Annotated in this window: 11 protein-coding genes; 3 read left to right on the top strand and 8 right to left on the bottom strand. The window is 42.8% G+C overall.

Annotated elements, in window-relative coordinates; genetic code table 11:
• Positions 1-5: 5 nt before the first annotated feature.
• From ACYQ3L_RS03595 to ACYQ3L_RS03565, 7 genes are all read right to left on the bottom strand, one after another.
• On the bottom strand, positions 6-1,364 hold the full coding sequence (locus ACYQ3L_RS03595; protein ID WP_379993347.1) for an IPT/TIG domain-containing protein: 1,359 nt from the start codon (positions 1,362-1,364) through the stop codon (positions 6-8).
• Positions 1,365-2,177: 813 nt separating this feature from the next.
• Positions 2,178-3,281 (bottom strand): glycoside hydrolase family 88/105 protein, encoded by a 1,104-nt coding sequence (locus ACYQ3L_RS03590; protein WP_379993348.1) that lies wholly within the window; start codon positions 3,279-3,281, stop codon positions 2,178-2,180.
• A 78-nt stretch (positions 3,282-3,359) separates the two neighbouring features.
• On the bottom strand, positions 3,360-4,736 hold the full coding sequence (locus ACYQ3L_RS03585) for an FAD-dependent oxidoreductase (RefSeq protein ID WP_379993349.1): 1,377 nt from the start codon (positions 4,734-4,736) through the stop codon (positions 3,360-3,362).
• Positions 4,737-5,370: 634 nt separating this feature from the next.
• Positions 5,371-7,251: an FAD-dependent oxidoreductase gene (locus ACYQ3L_RS03580; RefSeq protein ID WP_379993350.1), complete on the bottom strand. Its 1,881-nt coding sequence runs from the start codon at positions 7,249-7,251 to the stop codon at positions 5,371-5,373.
• Positions 7,248-9,956, bottom strand: a complete 2,709-nt coding sequence (locus ACYQ3L_RS03575; protein ID WP_379993351.1) for a glycoside hydrolase family 2 protein — start codon at positions 9,954-9,956, stop codon at positions 7,248-7,250. The genes ACYQ3L_RS03580 and ACYQ3L_RS03575 overlap by 4 nt, the downstream gene beginning before the upstream one ends.
• A gap of 111 nt (positions 9,957-10,067) precedes the next feature.
• Positions 10,068-11,813, bottom strand: a complete 1,746-nt coding sequence (locus tag ACYQ3L_RS03570; protein ID WP_379993352.1) for a RagB/SusD family nutrient uptake outer membrane protein — start codon at positions 11,811-11,813, stop codon at positions 10,068-10,070.
• A 103-nt stretch (positions 11,814-11,916) separates the two neighbouring features.
• Positions 11,917-15,039, bottom strand: coding sequence for a SusC/RagA family TonB-linked outer membrane protein (locus ACYQ3L_RS03565; RefSeq protein ID WP_379993353.1), 3,123 nt, complete (start codon positions 15,037-15,039; stop codon positions 11,917-11,919).
• A 377-nt stretch (positions 15,040-15,416) separates the two neighbouring features.
• On the opposite strand from ACYQ3L_RS03565, the gene ACYQ3L_RS03560 reads away from it, so the two are divergent.
• From ACYQ3L_RS03560 to ACYQ3L_RS03550, 3 genes are all read left to right on the top strand, one after another.
• Entirely contained in the window at positions 15,417-19,466 is a 4,050-nt protein-coding gene (locus tag ACYQ3L_RS03560; protein ID WP_379993354.1) for a hybrid sensor histidine kinase/response regulator transcription factor, read from the top strand.
• A 578-nt stretch (positions 19,467-20,044) separates the two neighbouring features.
• Positions 20,045-20,467 (top strand): Fur family transcriptional regulator, encoded by a 423-nt coding sequence (locus tag ACYQ3L_RS03555; RefSeq protein WP_379993355.1) that lies wholly within the window; start codon positions 20,045-20,047, stop codon positions 20,465-20,467.
• Between the two features lie 46 nt (positions 20,468-20,513).
• The gene (locus ACYQ3L_RS03550) at positions 20,514-22,472 is read left to right on the top strand and encodes a heavy metal translocating P-type ATPase (RefSeq protein WP_379993356.1); all 1,959 of its coding nucleotides are present in this window, start codon (positions 20,514-20,516) and stop codon (positions 22,470-22,472) included.
• Positions 22,473-22,566: 94 nt separating this feature from the next.
• On the opposite strand, the gene ACYQ3L_RS03545 is transcribed toward ACYQ3L_RS03550, so the two are convergent.
• On the bottom strand, positions 22,567-23,466 hold the full coding sequence (locus ACYQ3L_RS03545) for a BT_3987 domain-containing protein (RefSeq protein WP_379993357.1): 900 nt from the start codon (positions 23,464-23,466) through the stop codon (positions 22,567-22,569).
• Positions 23,467-23,479: the final 13 nt, after the last annotated feature.

Raw genomic sequence — 23,479 nt, 5'->3', positions numbered from 1 at the left:
TTTATTTAATCTTCATAGGCAATTTTGCGAATACGATGATTGCCGAGGTCTCCGACAAAAAAGCAATTTCTCTCTTCATCATATATTATCGAGGCCGGAGCATTAAAGATGGCATCCAGACGCAAATCCCCATCCATATATCCTTTAACCGAAGGCCTGCCTGCAAAAGTGGAGACTTTCCCCTGAGGGGTCAGTATACGGACTATTGAATTTGTTTTATCACAGAAATAGAAATCATATTCATCTTCTGTTCCCGCATACTCCGGATTTTTAACAAAAGTCCCTTGTTGAGGGTCCCAAAGCCTTACATTACTACCCACCCCGTCTTGATAATTGGGCGTGTCGCTTTTCCCAACTACCAGATAAGGGTCCTTAAAGACCTTATTTTCCCAATCATAATCCATACGCATAATGTAATGTTTGTTCATCAATGTAATATATGCATAGTTCCCTGTGGGGTGAATAACAATGAACATCTGTGACGACGCATTCGGAACCTTGGTTATCTGCTTACCCTCTACTCCATTCGGTGACCCGATCTCAGCTCTCCAAATAGCACCGGTATTATAGTATCCATAATAATACTCTCCGTTAACCGGATGTACAGCTGCCGCTCTGGTTCCACGGCCTTTTGCCAAAGGAGTTAACTGAGTAAAGCCGGATGCACGGGTAAGTAAATAGTTCCCCGGCCGCTGATCATTAGATTGGTCATGCGTCACGATCATATCTCCACTCAATGTGAAATTTATACAAGGAATCCCATTCGAATTGGGACTCGGAATACCAGAAACGAAAGTGCTTACATATTGCTTTTCAAAATCAATCAGTCTGATCGCTTTATCATAACCGGTCACATACAAATGGTTATGGTTTAGAGGATCGAAAGTAAACCAATCCATTCTGTCGAATCCGCCGCAATCATTGAACGGACCATTCTTTATATCAAACTTCGTGTTATTTTCATACATTTGACCTAAGAAAGAAGTCACAATCATTTTCTTCTTATAGATAAAATTTTCTCCAGCTCCTGCCGAAGCAACTTTTTCTCCGTTCTCATCGACAATGCTCACTTCAATATCGCCATCGTAAGCTTTTGCCGGCACGATACAATATAAGGTCTGGCCTTTTACTCCGATTACACTCGACTTTACCCCGCCAATAGTTACGTTGACTTTGGACGGATCATTACCAAAATTATCGCCATAGATAACCATCCTTTGGCTGGCTCCCCCCTCTTTCGGGAGAAAATTAGAAACCACGACAGGCCTCGAAGGATCGAAGGCCTGCGAATCCATATCGGATTTATCGTCTTTGCACGATATGCAAAGAACGACCAGCAGCATCAACCAATGCTGAATTTTCATTCTGTTTTTCATTTTCATAAAAATAGGGTCTGAATTTAGTTTATTAAAACATTTCACATCATATCCAAACACAGCGCTAACTGCCTCGTATACATGTTTATCGTAAATTAAGTATTTGTTAAAAATTTCTGTTTTTTACTTTATCAAATTCAATAGATGAGGTGTATTTTTTAGACACTTCATAGTATAATAGTTTTATGATTTGTTAACGAGGCAAAGGAATAGGAATTTTAGTTAGAAAGATGAAAGAAAAGTAGCTTTAAATAGCACATTTTTCCCAATCGTCATTTTGATATCCAACATGACCTGAATGAAGGAAAATCCTCTACAATCTGCCTTATATTTACAGATTATCCCTACCGGAAAATAACAATTGACCGGATAAAAAATGACAATATTCTCCCAAATCAGCAATTATGGCCTGGATATTGTTATATTGAGCTGTTCATTTCTTCCGATCAGGACAGTTTACCCCTTCTCTAGAAGGAATGGAGTAAGAACTCGTGTTTCTCCAAGCCGTTCAGTAGTCTAAAAAGGGTATAAGATTATAGTCTGCCGGACTAACACGCAATTGAAGATGGCGGAATCTCAGGATAAAGTGTATATCAAATAGATGTTAAGAACAAGAAAAGGAGGGCATCGCTGCTTTGAATCTAAGGATAACGATGATATGGCCTCTGTTACAGAATTATCAGAAATGAATTCTGTATAAACTATGGATGAATAAATACGGTGGTCTATTTCAAATAACAGGGGATGAAGTACCTTTACCGGCACCTCCTCTCCTGTTAACATAAGCTAAATCTCAGCTGTTTATTTCTTCATAAGGGCAACTGTACACCACAAATAAGGAGCCTGACCATGAAAATCTCCCGCCAGACGCGGACGGTCATAATAATACTGCTTATCATTCTTCTTTCCTGTACCAATACATACTTCAGTTACATTATTACGCTCGTCGATATACGGAATCATTGCCAGCCATGCTTTCCGGGCGGCAGGAGCATATACTTCAGCATCTAACCAGCCTTGCTTGACCCCTACTATAAAGGCATAGGTAAACATGGCAGAACCTGAGGTCTCGACCCAGCAGTCAGGCTCGTCAATCAACTGGTTCCACATACCGCCTGGAGTCTGATACTTCTTCAAACTTTCCATCATCGTATGGAAACCTTTCATAATACGCGGACGGTCTTTATGATCCGCAGGAAGATAAGTAAGCAGATCGGCCATACCTACAGCCATCCAGCCATCGCCGCGTCCCCAATAGTAAGGGACATCCGGTGCATGGTAAAACAGACCGTTAGGACGCTGTATCTCTTCCAGATAGAGGACCATCTCCTTTGCCGCGCGGTCAATATACCTGGAGTCTCCGGTCACTTTATACGCCTCGGCCTGTACCGAAGTGATCATATACATATCGTCAATCCATAAACGTGTCTGCCACGAATAGCCTTTTTCCGCCCAGGCCTTTTCCTCCGGTTTTGCATTGGCTGGGACTTCCCATTGGCTATCGGCATAAGCCAGACCCATATCCAGATAACGTTTATCCTTTGTTATCTGATAAAGTTTAAGGGCTAATCCGCCAAACATATTATAATCGACATGATTCATAGGAGGCAACAGGACTTTCTCCCTTGTGAAGAAAGGTTCGAATCTGTCCTGCAGAAGTTTAATAAGTTTCTGATCCTTTGTCTGCAGGGCATAATCAAGAGCGCCGGTCCAGGTACACACTTCGGCATAATGAATATACCTCCCTGCATAAAGGTCGTGCCTGTCGTCCACAATATGATACGCCAAGCGTTTACCTACTTCTTGGGGAGTAAATCCTTTGGAAAAGTTAGCCAGCTGACTTTGCTGGGAGAACAAAAACTGGAATGGCAAAAGAAGTAATAACGTAAATAATTTTCGAATCATGATATTAATTTTTTAATTATAAAATATATCTAAAGTTAATTTCTGGTTTGTTTATTTCCCGTTCATAAATATTAACAATTATAACAGCTGCCCTACCTCTCTCAGACGGCTCCTAAGTTTAATAATGTCAACATTATGAACATCAGGGCTTTTTGATTTACAGATCTGCCCGGCAGCAACACCGGCAGCCTCCCCTGTAACCAAACAAGGAGGCATTACTCTCAGACTGCCATGTGCATAATGATCGGTGGAGATACAACGTCCGGCCACAAACACATTTTTCAGTCCTGCCGGAAGAAGGCTCCGGAAAGGTATACCGTGCGATTCACCCTTTCCATAACGCTTATATTCTTTTGCATCGCTTTTATGTATATCTATATAATAAGAGTTACGCCCGATGCCATCCTCAAACTCCCTGCGGGCCAGCCAGTCTTCGACCGTAAAAGTATAATCGCATTTAATGCGGCGGCTTTCGCGGATACCCATCAGCGCGCCGGTGCTCGCAAGATAGGAGGCCGCGAATACTTTCGGTTCGAACTCTGCTAACCCTTCCCGGAACTGCCGGGCTATTTTGCGGCCGGTCATCATTGCCGACGACAGTGAGACAGGATCGGTACTATCTACTGTGACATGTCCTGCATTAAATGCCAGATAACCGGGCCCCGTATATTTATCATTGATATGATTGTCCTTAATCATATCATATTTTCCCGACTCAAGCATCTTATATACAGGCCCGTCTTTTCTGTTGGAATGCACACTGCCAATCAGAGAAAATTCATACGGGTCAACATTAGACAGGGCAAAACAAAGTGTACCTTCCTGAACAGCTCCCTTACCGTCGCCGGTCTCAAATTTTGCCCCGGCCCATGCCGCAAGGTCTCCGTCACCTGTACAGTCGATAAAAAGCTTCGCTTTGTATGCCGTCAGACCGGCTTTATTTCCTACAATGACAGCATCTACCACTCCCTCCTGTTTCATTTCCACGGCAGCCATAGTAGTAAAGAACAGAACGGATACTCCCTCCGACATTACCAGATCGTCATACACCACTTTCAGGTATTCCGTATTGATAGGGACCCAGTCATCACCTTTCACATGAGGCACCCCCTTTTTCGATTCCAGAAATACCTTTTCTGCAATTCCTTTATAAATAATCTTTTCCTTATCCGTAAAAGGACACCATGCATTTAACAGGCCGGAAGTCCCCATTCCTCCGAGAGCTCCGGTTCCTTCGATCAGTAGAACTTTTGCTCCTTCGCGTGCGGCGGCTGTCGCGGCAGCACATCCGGCAGGACCTCCTCCGGCTACAATAACATCCCATTGATCGTTTACCTTTATACCTTTACGGGATATGGTTTGTGGAGGCGTTGTTTCTCCTGCCAAAATACCGTTAGAGGCAATCGATGCCAGCCCCAGCATACCCGCATTACGCAAAAATTTTCTTCGTTCCATAGATATTTATTAATTATTCCGATTCTGTTTTTCATATTTAGTCACCCAGCAGAAAGTAACATCTTCATGTTTTCGGATCTACTGATATTTAACAATAGATCAAGCAAATCCCTTATTAAATTAAACTTCATTCACAATATATAGTTAAAAGGTAACAGAAGTAACACTTATTTCAGTAAACAGTATCGTGGTTTGTCATGCTGAGAGAAACGAAGCATCTCGTCAGGGAGTAGTTAACAACCTGTCTCTCGTGTCTTTCTCCAAAAAGGTAACAAAAGTAACAGATATATCAGTCAACAGTTAACAACTTGTATCTCGTATCTTGTTTACTTGTAACTCGTAACTTGTAATTATAAAAAAAGGTAACACATGTAACACTTTTTTTATTATTATTATTCTAATGTTACTTTTCCATTCTTGCAGGGGGGTGCTCTTGTGCCTGCCCGTTACCCGGGAGGCGGCCAGGCACAAGAGATAACCCCTGCAAAAATTTCTAAAAAGGTAACAAAGGTAACACCTTCGCTCTCTTTTCTACTTGTCACTTTCCCAGTTAACCAGTATATTAAAATTCATTTCAAAGAACTATAAGCTAATCGCTTACTATATAGATAAAGTATTTTCTAAAAGCATATGATTATTTTAGTGTACTTTCCCCTTTTTGATTCGCATGATTTAGAAGAGGAAGAACCTGCCTTCGTTTTGTTTTCCCGTCACTCTCTATTTTTCTTCCCGATAAATCGCTCCATAGCTTAGCTGTAGCGCTGTCTAAAGGTTTATCCAAATCTGCGTCCCACTCAGGAAAGAAACCTTTTAATGCAAGTTGTTGTACCAGGGCAAAGTCCGGATCGGTATTGCGTAAATCTTTAAAATAGATCAGTGTTGCTCCATAGCGCAATAGCTTTTGCTGTATCAGATTGTAAGAAACATCCCTTACCGTCACATCATTATCTATGGCCAGAACAGCAGCTACTCCGGCAGCCTCACCCAAAGCCATCCAGCACGGCTCCATGCGCAGAGTGGAGAAACCCACATGACTACCCGAAACCGGGACAGGAAACAGAAGATTATCAACTGATTTTGGCACCATCACTCCGTAAGGAACAGTATAAACTGCCGACGGGTAACTGAAAAAGCCATCAAGATGCACACGCCCCGTTTCCCGTTTGCGAACTGCGTGAGAATCCAGCGCATAGTGACTTGCTGTAACTGATGAAGGGTGCACAGGGGGGCGGGAATCTTTCACAACCGGCAAGGCATCATTTGCCGTAAAGAAATAGGTTCCTTCGAGCCGTCTGCCCTCGCGCACATATACCTGACGTGGAAAATGTCCATTATCCACATATTCGTTGGCTGCAAGTCCCCATTCGCGGCAGGCTTCCCTGAAATGCCGGGGCAATGCCTCATCATTTTGGGCAAACCACAGCAAACCGAGCGTATAAGATTTTAATCGTTCTGCATATCGGTCTCTCCAATCCCAACCGGAGGTAGGCCACGGCCAGTTTTCTTCCGGAAGGTCGGTGGATATAAATGCCAGATGCTGGTTATTCGCATCCGTCTTTGCATTAGGCAAACGGGTCATACTGCTAAGTTTGGCCATTCCCCACGCATCGCCCGGCGCGGATGTACGTTCACCAGATTCTACTTTCTCACGGTTCAGCTCCATCTCTGCCGGAGTTGCTTTTCGGAAAGCAATATCTGTGTTGCGTCCGCTAAGCACGTCATCGACAAGGGATGCAAACTCCTCCCGGTCATACTTCGCAGGTTTGGCAACCAACATCCTGTTCTCCGGCTGGTTGGTAAGGCACAGACGGTAATTATATGCCTGAACGGCATTATCTCCCTGATAGGTAGTACCTTCATCATCCGGGCCATGTTTCCACCAACGGTATATCCGTCCTGCACAAGGTTCGTCATATTCGTCAGCTCCTTCACGACCCAACCTGTACGGTACTCCTGCGGCAGCGCCGAGGTCACCCTCATATGTAGCGTCAATAAACATTTTTGCGCTGTAATATTCTTCTTCCCCGGTTTTGCGGTTCAAAACCCGTATCGATAGAATCCGCTTTTCCTTCATCTTCACATAACGCTGTTCGGAGTCGAACTGGCGCATGGTCAGTATAGATATTTTCCCGGGGCCCGCTGTTTCTATCATGTGGCCGAATGTCATGGCAGCCACATGCGGTTCGAAATGGTATCCATCGCTACAATCCCTCACCTGTGAGGATTTCTCTCCATACCGGATTATATAGTACTCTTTATTCAGATTTACAAACTTTTCGAAGAGTCCTGTCGTAGAACCGCGTGTACCTATATCCGTAGCTCCCAGCCCATTAACAGGCAAACCTCCTATATATCCGGTCCTTTCAAGTATCAGGCAATTTTTACCTTCGCGGGCAGCAGCAATGGCAGCAGTTATACCAGCCGGAGTTCCACCGACTATAACCAGGTCATAATCGGTTGAATAAGAAAACAGACTGATTGTCAGCGACAGTAAAAACGCGGTTAACTTTTTCATTTTACTAAAATAGTATTTTTCACCTGAGAAATATTAAAACCCTTCAAAATCAATGAATAATTATCTGCCGGAAGGTTCTTTTTATCCGTCTCTATTGTTATACTGCGGCTTTCTCCCGGCATCATGCTAAAGAAGTTATCGGTATAATACGAAGGACGTACAGGTTTGCCTGCCCGGTCGAGCCATTGCAATTGTGTGAAGAACGCAATTGAACGGTTCGTATTTTTCAGCTCGATGTCTATATAATGCTTTCCTTCGCTTACACGGGTTTTGTATTTCATCGACACTTTAGCCGGAGCAAGGTCTTTTATGCTCTGGAAACCTGCCGTGGTAGGCCCTGTCATAGATTTCATCCCTTCATATACACTTGTAGAACGCCAGTAGAAGTTACTGCCCACTTCCTTTCCCGTGTTATCGAAAAGGCGTAGTTTGATAAAATGGACGGGTGAAATATTCTCAGGAAAATCAATTGCAAATACGTCATTTACAACTCCATCTTCGGGAAGATCTACCGAAGCCTGATTTTTCCACACTTGTTTTGAGTTGATATCGAAAACTTCAGCTGTAACCTTATAACCGGAAAAGGCCTTATAATAGTCGTTTACCACCGATACGGTATTTTTCAGATAGTCGAACTGAGGGTGTAGCGGTTCGCATGCATTTGCCGCCGCATAGAGCGCAGCTGTAGGTTCGAGCGACCAGTCCCACATACGCCCGCAAACCTGACGGACAGGAGAATTATGATACCAGAAAAGGACTCCGGAAGTATAACGGTCTCCATAATTCAGTTTATTATAGTTCCAGACCTCCCATATACTTTTGTAGCTCATTGCTCCTACAAATTGCCCCTTCATCGCGAATTCGTCTATGCTTTGCGACTTTCCGTACTCATCCACCAGGTCTACATAGAGTGACGACATCTGGTGAAATCCGTTGCCATCGCTATAATCCCATACCTCCGTATTGATTGGCCAGAGGTCTTTTTCCGGCATCATTTCACGCAGGCATTCAACAGTAGGGAGACAAGGCGCGCCATATTCGGGGTTGAACCCGTCTACCCGGCTGCCACGTTCGGATGCCGTGTTTTCATAATGCCTCATCGGGTTGACCGTTTTATATGGACTGCCATCGTGAATCCCGCAGCATTCCGATTCCATCTGGTAACCGCGTGTGCCGTCTATCCGCTGAAGTAACTCTTCGAGACCTGACATTTCGGTCGATTCATTCGAACATACATAATAAGCCAGCGATGGATGATTCCGTACACGTTTAACGGTCGATTCCGCATTCTGTAAATGTAGTGCCCTGTCGATAGGGTGCTTAGTATCACCTGTCATCCAGAATTCCTCCCATACCATTATTCCCAGTTCGTCGCACAGATCGAAAAAGTAGTCAGACTCTGTGATACCGCCACCCCAGAAGCGAATCAGATTCACGCCGGACTGAGCGGTATAGCGTAGCTCCGCATAAGTTCGCTCGTCAGACATACGCAGCATATTTTCCGGCAACCAGTTAGTCCCTTTGATAAAGATATCTTTTCCGTTCACCCTGAATGTGCGCGACTTATCCGGAGTATCTGTGTGCGATGTAATTTCCCTGATACCGAAACGGGTCGTTACAGAATCTGAAAGCCCGCCCTGTACTTCCGCTTTTACAGAGAGGGTATAAAGTTCCTGAGGACCTTTATTGACAGGCCACCAGAGACGGGGTTTGTCGATAGCTAACTGAGGAAAATCCGTAGCATTGAATTCTATTGTTCTGGTCAGTCCCCGTAAAATCTCAACCTCTTTTTCGAAAGTGATACCTTCACCCAGTATTTCACCTTTTATCTTTACTTTTTGCGTCCTGAAGCCGGGATTGTGCAATTCTACACTTACAGTCTGGCGGGAATGGTCATAACCAGGTTTTCGCAGATCACTCTTCACGAACGGATGGTTAAGTGTAACTTCCCCTGTTTTAAAGAAACTTATATCTTTCCATATCCCCGTGTTACGGTCACGGATACCATCGAGGTAAGTAAAATCCCAACCTACGGTCATGAGCATTGTTACATTTTTGCCAATTTCACCGTTACCCCCATTGCGGAACTCTCCTATTGCCCCCCACGATTTGGAAACACCTTCACGCGGGCCGCCCGGTTCATCTACAGGATATACTTTTACTGCAAGCACATTCTTGCTGCCCGAATTGATATAGTCTGTTACATCGATGAATTCCTTACGGAACATTCCGGCTATATTGCCGACCATTTTACCATTGAGCCAAAGTTCGGCCCGGTAATTTATTCCATCCACCTGCATCCATATACGCTCGCCCTTCGTACATTCAAGCCCGTCAAACTCGGTACGAAACCAATAGGTATAAAAGTCACGCCCTGCGGTACTCAAATCGGGGATTAATCCACTTGTTATTTTGTTATTCAGGCCAAAATAGGGTTCGGGATAGACTCCCTGGGCAACCAACGAATTGAGTACAGTACCGGGGACAATCGCTTCCATCCATCCCTTAGTACCATATCCGATACTGGAAACATCTTCTGCCCTACCGGTCACATCACCTGCCTTTTTCATCAACCATAGCGCTTTTCCACCATGGCCCATATCAGATTTTAAAGAAAGGAGATACTCGCGCCCCTGAGAAAACGCCGATTCACAAAATATCAGAATTAAAAACGTAAAAACTAAATGCTTATAACAAACTCTCATTATTTTTTTATTTATTGATGTCAATCTTCAGGGCATTTATATTGCCTCTGTTTTAGTATAGTTACAGGCGCACACCAGACCGGGTACGCCTGTATGACTCACAGAAAGGATCTACATTTTATCCCATCCGTTAGGTTGTTGCGGATAAGGATCGCCCACAATAACAGACTCGATCTGTTTCTGGGGGATCGGACGTAATACATGGAAATCCTGTATGTTATCTTTAGGTAAGGTATGATTCGTCCATTTTGTGGTGAAGAAACCATACTTCCGTACCCGTTCAACCAGTTTCTTTGTGCGCACGAGGTCGAGCCAACGCAACTGTTCGCCGCAAAGCTCACGTGTCCTTTCGTCCAGAATATAATCGATGGTTACATCCGCTGCGGTAATCATCAGGTCGTTGATATATTCGGTCTTTGAGGCAGCCCTTTTACGAAGTTCGTTGATATAATATGCGGCTCCGTCGGTAGTAGAATTATTTCCGAGCTTGAAAGCGGCTTCGGCGGCAATAAGATACGTTTCTGCCAGACGGTACACGATAATCGTACGGCGGGAGTCGAATGAAAGGCTTGTCCGGTTAGGGTCCAAATATTTCTTCATTGTAGGGAAGTTAGGATCGGTATAGTTCTCCGGAGTAAGTATATAGTAATTTGCCGACTCTATCTCCTCTTTGGTCATATTCTTACCCGGGAGATAGCCTGCAAGCTCACCTTTTGCGCCGCTTCTGATTGCAGAGTACTTGTTCTCACCGACATAGAATTCCTGCTTTTTATTACTGAAATCAATCGGAGCAGTCCATTTGCTTTGGAAGGTACCATGATAGCGCGAGTCTTTATCGATATCGCCGAAAGCCTGATTATAAAGCCAGGTAGTACCGTGATAACGCGCGTAAACACGCCCATCCTCTATCTGCTGGACATTGCCGCTACCATTAAAGTTGAAGTAGCCTGCAACAAAGATATGAGCAAGGTTATTCATCCCCGAATCCTTTTCCGGAACACCGTAAATAGGGTCGTCGGTCATCTGCACATTAAAGAGTATTTCCTGATTGTTTTCATTTCCGGGTTTATGAATATCTTCATATTTTCCCATCAGTTTAACTCCGGTCTGATCCCCATCCTGTATCAACCTTGTTGCGACATCATATGCATTCTGGAAATCGGTGGCTTTAGCCGCGCTGCTCCATCCACGTGTGAGATATACTTTTGCCAGAAGATGGCGGGCTAATGCCTGGGTAATACGTCCGGGCTGGGTATCTTTAGGACCGGCAGGCAGATTGCCGGGAGTTGTACAATAGAGCAGGTCTTCGACCACAAAGTCGTAAACATCAGCCATAGGGTCGCGTTTAGCTGTTTTCACAACAACGTCGTTGTATGTGCGATTCAATGTCACATCGCCGAAAAACTGCACCAAACGGAAATAAAGCAATGCCCGGAAAAACCTGGCCTCGGCCAGCATGGTTATCTTTTTGGCTTCGGGAATATCAGTCATACTTTCGCCGAAGTGAACAAGGCCATTACAGGTATTAATCAGGGTATATGAACTTCTCCAATAAGAATAGATATAGTCGGAATTAGGCTTGTAATTCGTTGTATAATTACCAAAATTATAGATGTCGCCCGAAGAACGGCTATAAAATTCGTCGGTTCCGGGCACAGTTATCATATGGATGGCACTGATAGGTCCATAAAAGGCTCTCATTCCACCATATACGCCGTTTAGTCCAAGTTCGAAACCTTGTGGCGTACTGAATGACTCGGGTGTCATCTTCGAGTGATTTTCTTCGTCCAGAAAATCACCGCATGCCATCATAATAAATAGCGGAAGGCAGGCTAATAAATATATTATTTTTTTCATTGTTGTCTCACAATTAAGTAAATGAATATGTTTTATAATACATTTTTGAGTTATAGCAATTTTATTTTATTTACTCAGCCATGTAATAAAAAGGTCTGCGACCTTAAAAGGTTATATTAATACCGAATAACATTTGCCATGATGGAGGTATTACCGTACCCATCACCCGGTTGGTTTCAGGATCAAGCCCCTTATATTTGTTTACATATTCGGAAAAGAATGTAAATGGATTTGTCGCTGTGGAATAAACACGGGCCTTGCTCACCCCTACTGTCTTAAGAAGTTTATCCGGTAAGGAATATCCCAAAGTAAGCGTCCGTATCTTGAGATAAGAGGCATCAAACAGCGTAAGCGTGCCTTTGTACGGTATACTCTGTACCTTGTTATTCGGAGCCGGCCAGCGGGCGCCTGTATTCTCAGGAGTCCAGTAATCTACATTCAGGTTGTTGTAATAACCTCCCATCAGAGAGTTTTGTCCTCCACCATAAAGTTCAGACCTGAGCATGCCGCCCTGACGGAAATTCATAACCACAGTGAAATCGAAGTTCTTATATGCCAGACTATTTGTCCATCCTCCTTCGAAGTTTGCCTGATGGCTACCTACTATTTTGCGGTCAAGATCATTGATTACATTATCCGGAACACCGTCAGGGCCACTGATATCCGCGACTTTAATAGTTCCTATCACCGAGTCGTCGCCGGAAGTCTTCAACCCGTAACTTTCTGCAAGCGCCCTGTCCTCAGGAGTATCCTGCCAGATACCGAGCCCTACATATTCGTAAAAAGATCCTAGCGGATGACCGACGAAAAGGTTGTCTGAAATCAGCTTGTCTACTCCTTCGGTAAGTTGAACAACCTTATTTCTGTTGAAATAAATGTTGAAATCGGAAGTCCATTGGAATTTATTTTTACCATCACCGTCGAAAACGTGTACACGGGCTGCGAGTTCAAACCCTACATTCTCTGTTTTACCTACATTGTAAGGGATTTGCGTGCTTACGCCGCTTGTCGCCGGAGGGGTAAATTTCATCATCAGGTTGTTGGAGAATTGTTTGTAAACCTCAATTGAACCAGAAAACCTGTTATTAAGAAAGCCTAAATCTATACCGGCATTGTAACTGGCAGTACGCTCCCACTTCAGTTCGCTGTTCGAGGCAGCAGTGGGATAGTATCCAAGCACACCCTGTGATCCGAAGATATACTTATTGCTGGTCATATCGCCCATAGTATCGTAAGGACTCACATTGGTATTGCCTACTTCTCCATAACTTAGTCTCAGTTTCAGCTGTGACAATATGTGAGAGGTCCCGCTCATAAACTTTTCATTGCCGATATTCCATGCCAAAGCGGCAGACGGGAAATAGTGCCATTTATTTCCTTTAGCCAAACGTGATGAACCATCGGTACGCAGCGTTGCGGTAAGGTAATAACGGGAGTCGTAGTCGTAATTGATACGCCCCATATAAGAGAGCATACTCCATTTATTATAATCTCCGTTTCCCTTATGATTCTCAGCCGTACCCGGATTGTAGTAGCCCACCTGATTTGTCGGTACGTTTTCGTAGTTCAGATCGAATTCCTGAGCTTCTCTTTCTTCGGCACTAAACATGGCCGTAAGATTGAGATTGTGCTTATCGAACTTCTTGTCATATGTTAACAGGTTCTCAATAGTATAATCGGTCAGAGAATTCGATTCGTTATACCCATAGTTAGATGACTGTCGGCGCTTGCTTGTCCCTTTCTGATAGTAACGTTGCAGCGTGGTAGAAGAAAGTTGTACGCCGGCATTGAGCCTGTATTTGAATCCGTGAGTAAAATCCACTTCCAGATAACCTGTCGTGAATGTCGACAACCTTTTGCGATCATCCTGGATGGCATCCTTACGAAGATCCATTAAAGGGTTGCTCATAAGGTCGTTCGGATGCACCTTTTCCCGGATCGTACCATCGTCCATATATGGTGACAATAACGGGCTGAGGCTAAGGGCGTCACCCATCGGATTCAGGCTTTCCCCCCTGCTGATATAATAGGTATTCAATGTATTCAGTCCAAATTTCAGGTATTTGTTTATTGTATGATCTACAGACAATTTGAGGGTCGTACGCTCCATCGATTGCAGATCGTATACACCTGTCGATTTATAATATCCCAACGATGCCGCATACTGTGTATTTTTTGATCCGCCGGATAAGCTTATCTGATGATTGGTCATCAGAGGATTTTGGTCATACAGTTCCCTTTGCCAGTCAGTATCTACACCTCTTTCATAGCCTTCTATCTCTCCATCGAGGCCTCCTTCGAAAACCTTTTGTAATACCCTCGGGTCATCGATACCCGTATAATTTTCCGCATTTTTATAACGATTATACATAGACCACTTGCGCAACTTCATATAGTCCTCAGATTTCATGACATCATAGAAGCCCAGCGGTTTACTGAAACCTATATATCCATTATAGTTTACAACAGCCTTGGTTCCTTCCGCACCACGCTTAGTAGAGATGAGTATAACCCCATTGGCTCCACGCGAGCCGTAAATAGCAGTTGATGATGCATCTTTAAGTACAGTAACCGAGGTAATGTCCTCGGGCGCGATATTGTTCATCATGCTTAATTCGTAAGGAATACCATCCACAACCAAAAGAGGATCGTTACCCGCAGCTATGGAACGGGTTCCGCGAATACGGATTTCGGGAGTATGCCCCGGATGTGTGGAACCGCCGCTACGCTGTATGTTCACACCGGCCCCGGCCCCTTGCAGAGCCATCGCGATATTTGCGGCAGGAGTAGCACGGATAGTTTGCTCACCCATAACATTAACCGCCCCTGTGAGATCGGAACGCTTACGTGTACCATAGCCCACAACCACTACACTCTCAAGATTGATAACATTATCTTCCAGTACGACATCGATCTTTGTTTTCCCGCCTACGGGGATTTCCTGCGAAATATACCCGATCGATGAGAACACCAGTATATCATTACCGGCCGCATTGATCGTATATTCTCCCTTGTCACTGGTTATTGTTCCTGTTGTTGTCCCTTTTACCGCCACTACAGCACCTATTACCGGTTCACCGCCTGCAGTAACAGTTCCGGAAACAGTAACTTTTGACTGCTGACCGGTTGTTTGTGCGGCCACCACACTTGCTGTCAGAAATAGAGTGACAGCCATACTTAATGACAGAAACCGTCTAAATCTGCTTCTTAGCTTGCTCTTTTTCATAGATAATAATGGTTTTTCATAATACTAAATACTTTTTTCAAAGGTTTGAGTGCATATTAGATCAAATGTTAATATATACAAAATTAGATAAGCTGCCGTAGCCTTCGGTACGCATTCCTGTAATAATTGTCCATAAAGAGGCATGGCAGAAAAGCGGACTAAAATGGCAAATACATACACATGCACCAACTATACCAAACAGGTACATATATATAGATAAAGCATTCTGAAAATCAATACATTAAAGCCATACCCACCGTTCTTTATGCAAAGAATGCGCAATGCAGCCACATACAATATATTTGAAGAACGGGTCAAAGCTTGTCATAAAAAGCTATATTTGTACAAACCTTATTTAATATATCTATTACCCGGTCATGAAGAGATTCTCGTTCATAATAATCGCAATTCTTGCCATATGGTACAATATGGCGGCATATGCGTACAATATTCAGCATATATCTTCCCGCAACGGCCTTTCTTCGAGCGCTGTAAGGTTTGTTACAATGGATAGTTACGGATTTATGTGGTTTGCCACTTATGATGGACTCAACCGCTACGACGGGTCATCGGTAAAAAGCTATTTGCCTACCAGCAGTAACAATTCATTGCCGGGAAACGTAATAAGGCATATCACCGAAACCTCCCCGGGCATGCTTTGGCTGAAGACAAATCAAGGATTATGCTTATTCGATTCCCAATCGGGCACATTCGAAAATCATCCTTATATGAGAACCATATTCTGGCAGGCAAAAAGTCCGGACGGAACTTTTTTTGTCCTTTCCGAGAATGATTCAATTGCCGTATATAATAAATCCGACGGCCGATTTCACAAGATACATACTCCGGGAGTAATGTCGTACAGAACGCAATGTTTTTCAATATGTAAGGATAATATCATCTGGGTATTTAACTATACGGGACAGATAATGCGCTATAAGATAATAAAGGAAAACGGGATCATAACCGGCACTTACAGGCTGATGGATTACGAACTTGAGACCCCTGTCAGATGGGCGTTCGAAAAAGGGACCGATGTAGTTTTTGTAGATACCCGTTTCGACCTCTATACCCTTGATATCAACACAGGAACCAAAGAATTTGTGATGAATATAGGTTCGGAAATTCCGCCGAAAGAGAGCATGAGGGACGCCCTGATTGCAGGTGATGATATTTTTATTGCTTTCATAAACGATGGGCTTAAAGTGATAAGGCGTGATCCTCACTCCGCCGACAAACCGTATATAGAGCGCACAACGCTCAACTATGGTGTTTTCTCTATGGCTTACGATCCCGTACAGCAAATTGTCCTGATAGGAACCGATGGCTACGGAGTATATATATATTCGGAAGAAGATTACACGATACGCTCTTCTATGTTGCACGAATTTTATCCGCAGACAAAAGTTCCGGTGAGGTCTGTAACACTGGACGCTGAAAATAATCTGTGGATCGGGACAAAAGGCGACGGACTCTTTTGCTTCCCCGGTTACAATCCCGATGAACCTCTTCCCTACAAAAAGGTAAATCATTTTCATATACAAAATTCTGCTCTTGCCAACAATTCCATTTTCAATATTGTCGAAAGCAGGCATAACCTGCTGTGGATCATAAGCGGAGGACCGGGTATCAATTATTATTCCTATTCCGATAAACGTGTACACACCCTGTCGCAACCCCCCGGAAGCAAGGCATTGCATTTTCTCTGTTCCGCCACAGAGCAGGATCCGAGTACTTTATGGGTAACAACTTCCGGAGATGGCCTGCACCGCATAAAATTGGCATTCACAAATGGTGTTCCACGGATAGAAAAGATGGACCATTTCAGGTTTTTCGAAACAGAAAATGTTATTTATGATACTGAGATAGAGAATGATTCTATTTTATGGATCGGAAGCAGAGGTGAAGGCCTGGTCAGATTTAACCTGAAAACGGAGGAAAAAACTTTCTATAAACTAACTAATGGAGAAAATCAGTTGGTCAATGATATACTGGTCATATACCGTGATAGCCGTAACATTTTGTGGCTGGGTACAAGCTTCGGCCTTTGCCGGATAACAAAGGTAGGAAAGGACAAACTGGAATATATTAATTTTAATACCGAATCGGGACTCCCTAACAACACTATACATGGTATAGTGGAAGATCCGCAGGGCTATCTCTGGCTGAGTACCAACAAGGGGCTGGCCAGATTCGACCCGCAGACAAAAGTATTTACGAACTACAGTAATCCTAACAACCTGCCTGTGCAGGAGTTCAGTGACAATGCCTATTATATCTGCCCCCGGAAGCAAATAATGTTTTTCGGAGGTATCGACGGATTTGTATCCATACGCACCAATAAGACGAAAACGCCTGTTTTTACCCCTAATTTTTACTTTAACTCCCTTAGTATATATGGTAAGGAGGTTACAATAGCAGATTATATTAAAACACGTGACAAAAAAGATATAATAGAACTGCCACACAACCAGAACTTCTTTACTGTATCGTTCGTTGCTCCAGATTATGTTAACGGGCATAAATATACTTATCAGTATTTGCTGAGCGGACATAGCGACAAATGGATCGATAACGGGAGCTCGAACAGTGTTACATTTACAAATATGGCTCCCGGCGAATATTCACTGAAAGTGCGCTTTTCGGCCAACAACATTTTCGAGAACCAGCCTGTCTACACCCAATATATACGAATTCTTCCGCCATGGTATATGACTACCGCGGCCTACATTGCCTACGCCTTGGTAATAGGCTCGATAGGCGTATTCTTCCTATTATCATACAGGCATAAAGTCAAACGCAGGGAACAAAGGGTCTTTGAGAAGATGGAACAAAAGAAAACGGAAGAGATCTATGAATCGAAATTGCGCTTCTTTACCAATATAACACATGAATTCAGTACTCCGCTGACCCTTATCTATGGTCCGTGCGACCGCATACTTTCCTCCGTCGAAAAGACCTCCCCGCTATATAATTATGCATCGCTTATCCGCCGCAACGCGGAAAGGCTGAACGGGCTGATACAGGAACTTATCGAATTCCGCAGGATAGACACCGGACATACACAGGTAGTCATTGAAAAAGTCGCGATAGAAGAGTTTGCAGGTAATATATTATCATCATTCAGGTTGTTGTCTGATAATAAACAAACAAATTACATTGTAAATATCGAAAAGAAACTCACATGGCAAACAGATCCCAGATGTTATTCAAAAATATTGACAAACCTGGTTTCAAACGCATTCAAATACACACCGGATGGTGGCAATATCGATGTAGAGATTTTCACCGAAGGGCAAATGCTTGTCACTTCTGTATCCAATACGGGGAAAGGTTTCAGTCCCGAGGACCTGCCGTTTATTTTCGACCGTTACCGTGTGTTGGATAATCTTGAAAGCAGGCACAACAGCCGCCTCTTTTCCCGCAACGGGCTGGGACTTTCTATTTGCCACAGCACCGTAAAACTGCTTAACGGAGATATGCAGGTAAAGAGCATACCCGGGAAAACAACGCGTTTTACAGTCAAACTTCCTATGCATGAACTTACCGACAAGGCTCTTGAATCATCCAGGGTCGCATCCGGCATCCGGATACAAATACCGGAGAAAAAACAGGTTGCCCTGCCGGAATTCAATATCGTAAAATCGCGCCCGACAATTCTAGTTGTAGACGATGAAATTGAGATATTATGGTTTGTATGCGAAATACTGAAAGATCAATACAATGTTATCCCTGTAAAAGATCCCTCTACAATAGAGGAGATACTGTCCAAAACGAGGATAAACCTCCTTATATCGGATGTAATGATGCCGGAACAGAATGGCTTCGGCCTGGTACGCATGTTAAAAGAATCCCGGGTAACCTCGCATATCCCTATTATAATCTTATCCGGTAAGACCTATACCGAAGACCAGCTGGAGGGTCTTGATGCAGGCGTGGATATGTATATATCGAAGCCATTCGATGTACAATACCTCAAAAAAGCTGTCAGACGCCTGTTGAAACGGGAGGAGGAGACTAAAGAATATTACAATTCAGCAGTAAGTGCCTTTGAAATCACAGAGGGGCAAATTTTGCACCGTGAAGATAAAGAGTTCTATGAACGTGCCCTGAAAGTGATAGAAGAGAATATAAAGAATCCGGCATTTTCGACCGAAGAACTCGCATCTTTGCTGAACGTAAGTGTGCGCCAGCTATACAGAAAAATAGATGTGGTATATAAAAACGGCCCCGGAAGCCTGATAAGAGATTATAAGCTGAAAATTGCGGAGGGCCTGCTGATCAAAACCAATATTTCCGTCGATGAGGTTATTTATCAATCGGGATTCAATAATAGGGGTAGCTTCTATAAACTATTCTCTCAACGTTACGGCATACCTCCAAAAGTATATAGAGAAAAGCATAATAAAGAGAACAATAACCCCTGACGTTTTACCACGAAGTAAGGTTACCGAGGGAAATTGCACTTTTTCCTTAAAAGTTTATCTATATAGTAAGCTTTTAGCTTATAGTTCTTTGAAATGAATTTTAATATACTGGTTAACTGGGAAAGTGACAAGTAGAAAAGAGAGCGAAGGTGTTACCTTTGTTACCTTTTTAGAAAGTTACGAGTTACTTCGCCCTTCGGGCAGTTACGAGTTACAAGTAAACAAGATACGAGATACAAGTTGTTAACCGTTGACTGATATATCTGTTACTTTTGTTACCTTTTTGGAGAAAGACACGAGAGACAGGTTGTTAACTACTCCCTGACGAGATGCTTCGTTTCTCTCAGCATGACAAACCACGATACTGTTTACTGATGACTGTTTACTGTTTACTGAAATAAGTGTTACTTTTGTTACCTTTTATGCCTCTCTTCATTTGCAATATTTTGGAAATAACCCCATAGAAACAAATCCATCTTACTTACAGGCACAAATATGAATGAAAAATATATTAATTGATTGATTTCCGCCACATTATTAGTAATAACATCGTAGATTTGCAATAAAAAGACAAAAAGATGAGTAACTCTTACATACAATTACTGGAAGAACGGGACATTAAAGCGACAGCCATACGGATATTGGTGTTAAAAGCAATGTTTGAATTCAATAGAGCTTTCAATTTGCCGGATTTAGAGATCAAACTCGATACTGTCGATAAATCGAGTATATCCCGCACTATTCATTTATTCCATGAACACCAGTTGATCCATAGCTTCGATGACGGCTCGGGGTCAATAAAATATTCGATCTGCAGTAGGGATTGCCATTGCAGTATGGAGGATTTGCATGCACATTTTTATTGCAATTACTGTAAGAAGGCTTTTTGTCTGAAAAACATATCGGTACCTAAGTTCGAGTTGTCCCCGATTATGCAGGTCGAGAGCGTCAACCTCGTTATAAAAGGCTATTGCGGTCAGTGCAGCAAGTTTGCAACTTAGTTGCATTATTTAGTCCGTATCTTTGCCTTATATAAAAAGTAAAGCTATGGATGAAAATAAAGAATATACTTGTACATGCTGTAATTCACAGATAGAAGAATCATACAAAAATCCTGCCCAAAGCAGGAAAGTCTATATCCCTGCAGGCATAAGCCTGTTTATGCTTCTGACAGGGATAGCGATGGATAATTTTCTGGCAGAAGTTTTCAATTCATATTTCCGGCTGGCGTGGTATATATTGGCATATATACCTGTCGCTTATCCGGTTTTTAGGGAAGCAGTGGAAACGATTAGGCAAAAGGAGGTTTTCACCGAATTTACCCTGATGATTATTGCCACATCAGGTGCATTTTTCATAGGGGAATATCCCGAAGGTGTGGCAGTAATGTTATTTTATTCTATCGGTGAATTATTTCAGAATTCGGCAGTAAACAAAGCAAAAAGAAGTATAAAGGCTCTTCTCGATGTGCGGCCCGATAAAGCGAACGTTGAAAGAAACGGTAATTATATAGCTGTTTCACCCGAAGAAGTAACAATAGGAGAAACAATACAGGTAAAAGCAGGGGAAAAAGTGCCGTTGGACGGAACAATGATCTCCGGCTCAGGCATCTTCAACACATCTGCCCTTACAGGAGAAAGTAAACCGAAGGTAATACGGGAAGGAGAAGCAGTCCTTGCGGGGATGCTTAATATGGATAAAGTAATCCGTATCGAAGTAACTAAAAAATATGAAGACAGCTCTTTATCACGTATTTTGGAGATGGTACAGGAAGCGACTTCGAGAAAAGCCAGGACAGAACTTCTCATCCGCCGGTTTGCCAAAGTATATACTCCGGTAATATTCCTGTTAGCAGTATTGATCACGGTGATACCATACTTTTTGGTTAATGGCTATATATTTCAGGATTGGCTGTACAGGGCATTGGTCTTCCTTGTTATATCCTGTCCGTGTGCGTTGGTCATTTCTATTCCGCTGGGCTATTTCGGAGGTATTGGCGCGGCATCCAAAGCAGGTATCCTTTTCAAGGGCGCGAATTATCTCGACCTGATGACGAAAGTCAATACCGTTGTTATGGATAAGACAGGTACACTGACAAAAGGTGTTTTTAAGGTTCAGGATGTAGTAGCCGGCGCAGGATTCACGAAAGAAGAATTTATTGGCCATGTATCAGCATTGGAAAAAATGTCTAATCACCCGATAGCTAAAGCTATAGTAGATTCCGATGCAGATAAAAATAATATTTATACCGCAACCGATGTACATGAAATATCAGGTCAGGGTTTGACGGGAAAAGTAAATGGGAATGAAGTAATGGCCGGGAATGCGAAGATGATGCAGAACAACCATATAAGCTATGATAAGTCAGTCGATTCCATTCCTGAAACTACTGTCATTGTTGCTATAAATAATGTATATGCAGGCTACATCATTATTGCCGACGAAGTAAAGGAAGATGCGGCCCGGGCTGTAAAGGACATGCATGCAAATGGTATCGGTAAGGTTGTAATGCTAAGTGGCGATAAATCTTCTATTGCAGAAAATATAGCATCTCATCTGGGTATCGATAAAGCATCTGGTGACTTATTACCTGAAGATAAAGTAAGGCATCTGGAAGAACTGAAAGCGAATAATAGCAATGTTATCGCTTTTGTGGGCGATGGTATAAACGATACTCCTTCTCTTGCACTGAGTGATGTGGGTATTGCGATGGGCGGGATGGGCAGCGATGCCGCTATCGAAGTAGCAGACGTTATCATACAAACCGACCAGCCTTCCAAGGTTGCAACAGCCATCAGGATAGCCGGATCGACAAAAAAAATAGTATATCAGAATATAATGCTGGCATTTTCTATCAAGCTGACCGTGCTTGTATTAGGCGGTTTCGGGTTGGCTAATATGTGGGAAGCTGTTTTTGCCGATGTGGGAGTCTCACTCTTAGCTATATTGAACGCGGTGAGGATATTGAAAATGAAGTTTGACATATCCCATTCTGATTCGCTTTAACACCGTTTTTGCTTCACTTTATATGAACGGGACATAACAGAAGAGGCAGGATTACCCTGCCTCTTCTCATCTTACCAAGTAAACCTATTACTATCTATTTCACTAACCTACCTTGTATACGAAATGTTGTGGAACCATCTTTATAATCATACCAATATGTAAATGTACCATCTTTGTATGTACATTCACCGGGGTTTACTATATCCAGTTGATTCCAGGGTGCAACAATAAAAGTCTGCCCTTCCCCTTTTTTAAGAGTAACACAATATTTGTTTATACCATTAAAATAGTCTTCATTAGTACTATATCCTGACCTGATTTCGGCTTTGGCCTCATTAAAGAAACGAACTGTATTCTGATCTACAGCTGTCAATGTTCTTGTTGCGCTTATAGTTGTCGGCAATGTCAACTCCACTTCGCCTGAGGCATTAGTAACAACCGTATATCTTACCAGGTCGGCTTGATAAGAACCAGAATAATCATTCACCATTTTGAGATTCATTACAAGAACTGTATCTTCTCCGTTTTTCTGGAATTCACTCACCGATACTATCTTAAATGTCAAAGCATATAATGAGTCGCAATGCAATCCGCCGGTATTGATTGTAAATGGTAGCCGGCTATATACCTCCCCACTTTTTATAGTTGTTGTCATTGATGGTATATTATAATGTGCAGCGTCCAGTTTCTGATATTTAACGGGAGCATCAATCATATATTTTTTATTGTACCAGTCGATTGTCTCATCATTATGTTCCAAGTTAACGACTACATCTTTATCAATATTGAGAGAACCTCCTGTAGCAACAGAGACATATGCCTGAGTAGCTTCCGATTTATAATATACATCGAATTGAGAAACAATCTGCGCAGCCCCAACTATATACACTTGTTTAAAATACTGCTCTTCATCCATAGGATTATCTTCGCATGAAGACATCAATAATGAGAAAAAAGACAGTAAAACTAAAATATTAATTATCGTTATTTTCATAGCTTTCCAATTT

This window comes from Dysgonomonas termitidis (assembly GCF_054657735.1).
The sequence above is the reverse complement of the archived record's forward strand: the minus strand, read 5'-3'. Positions and strand labels throughout refer to the sequence as shown.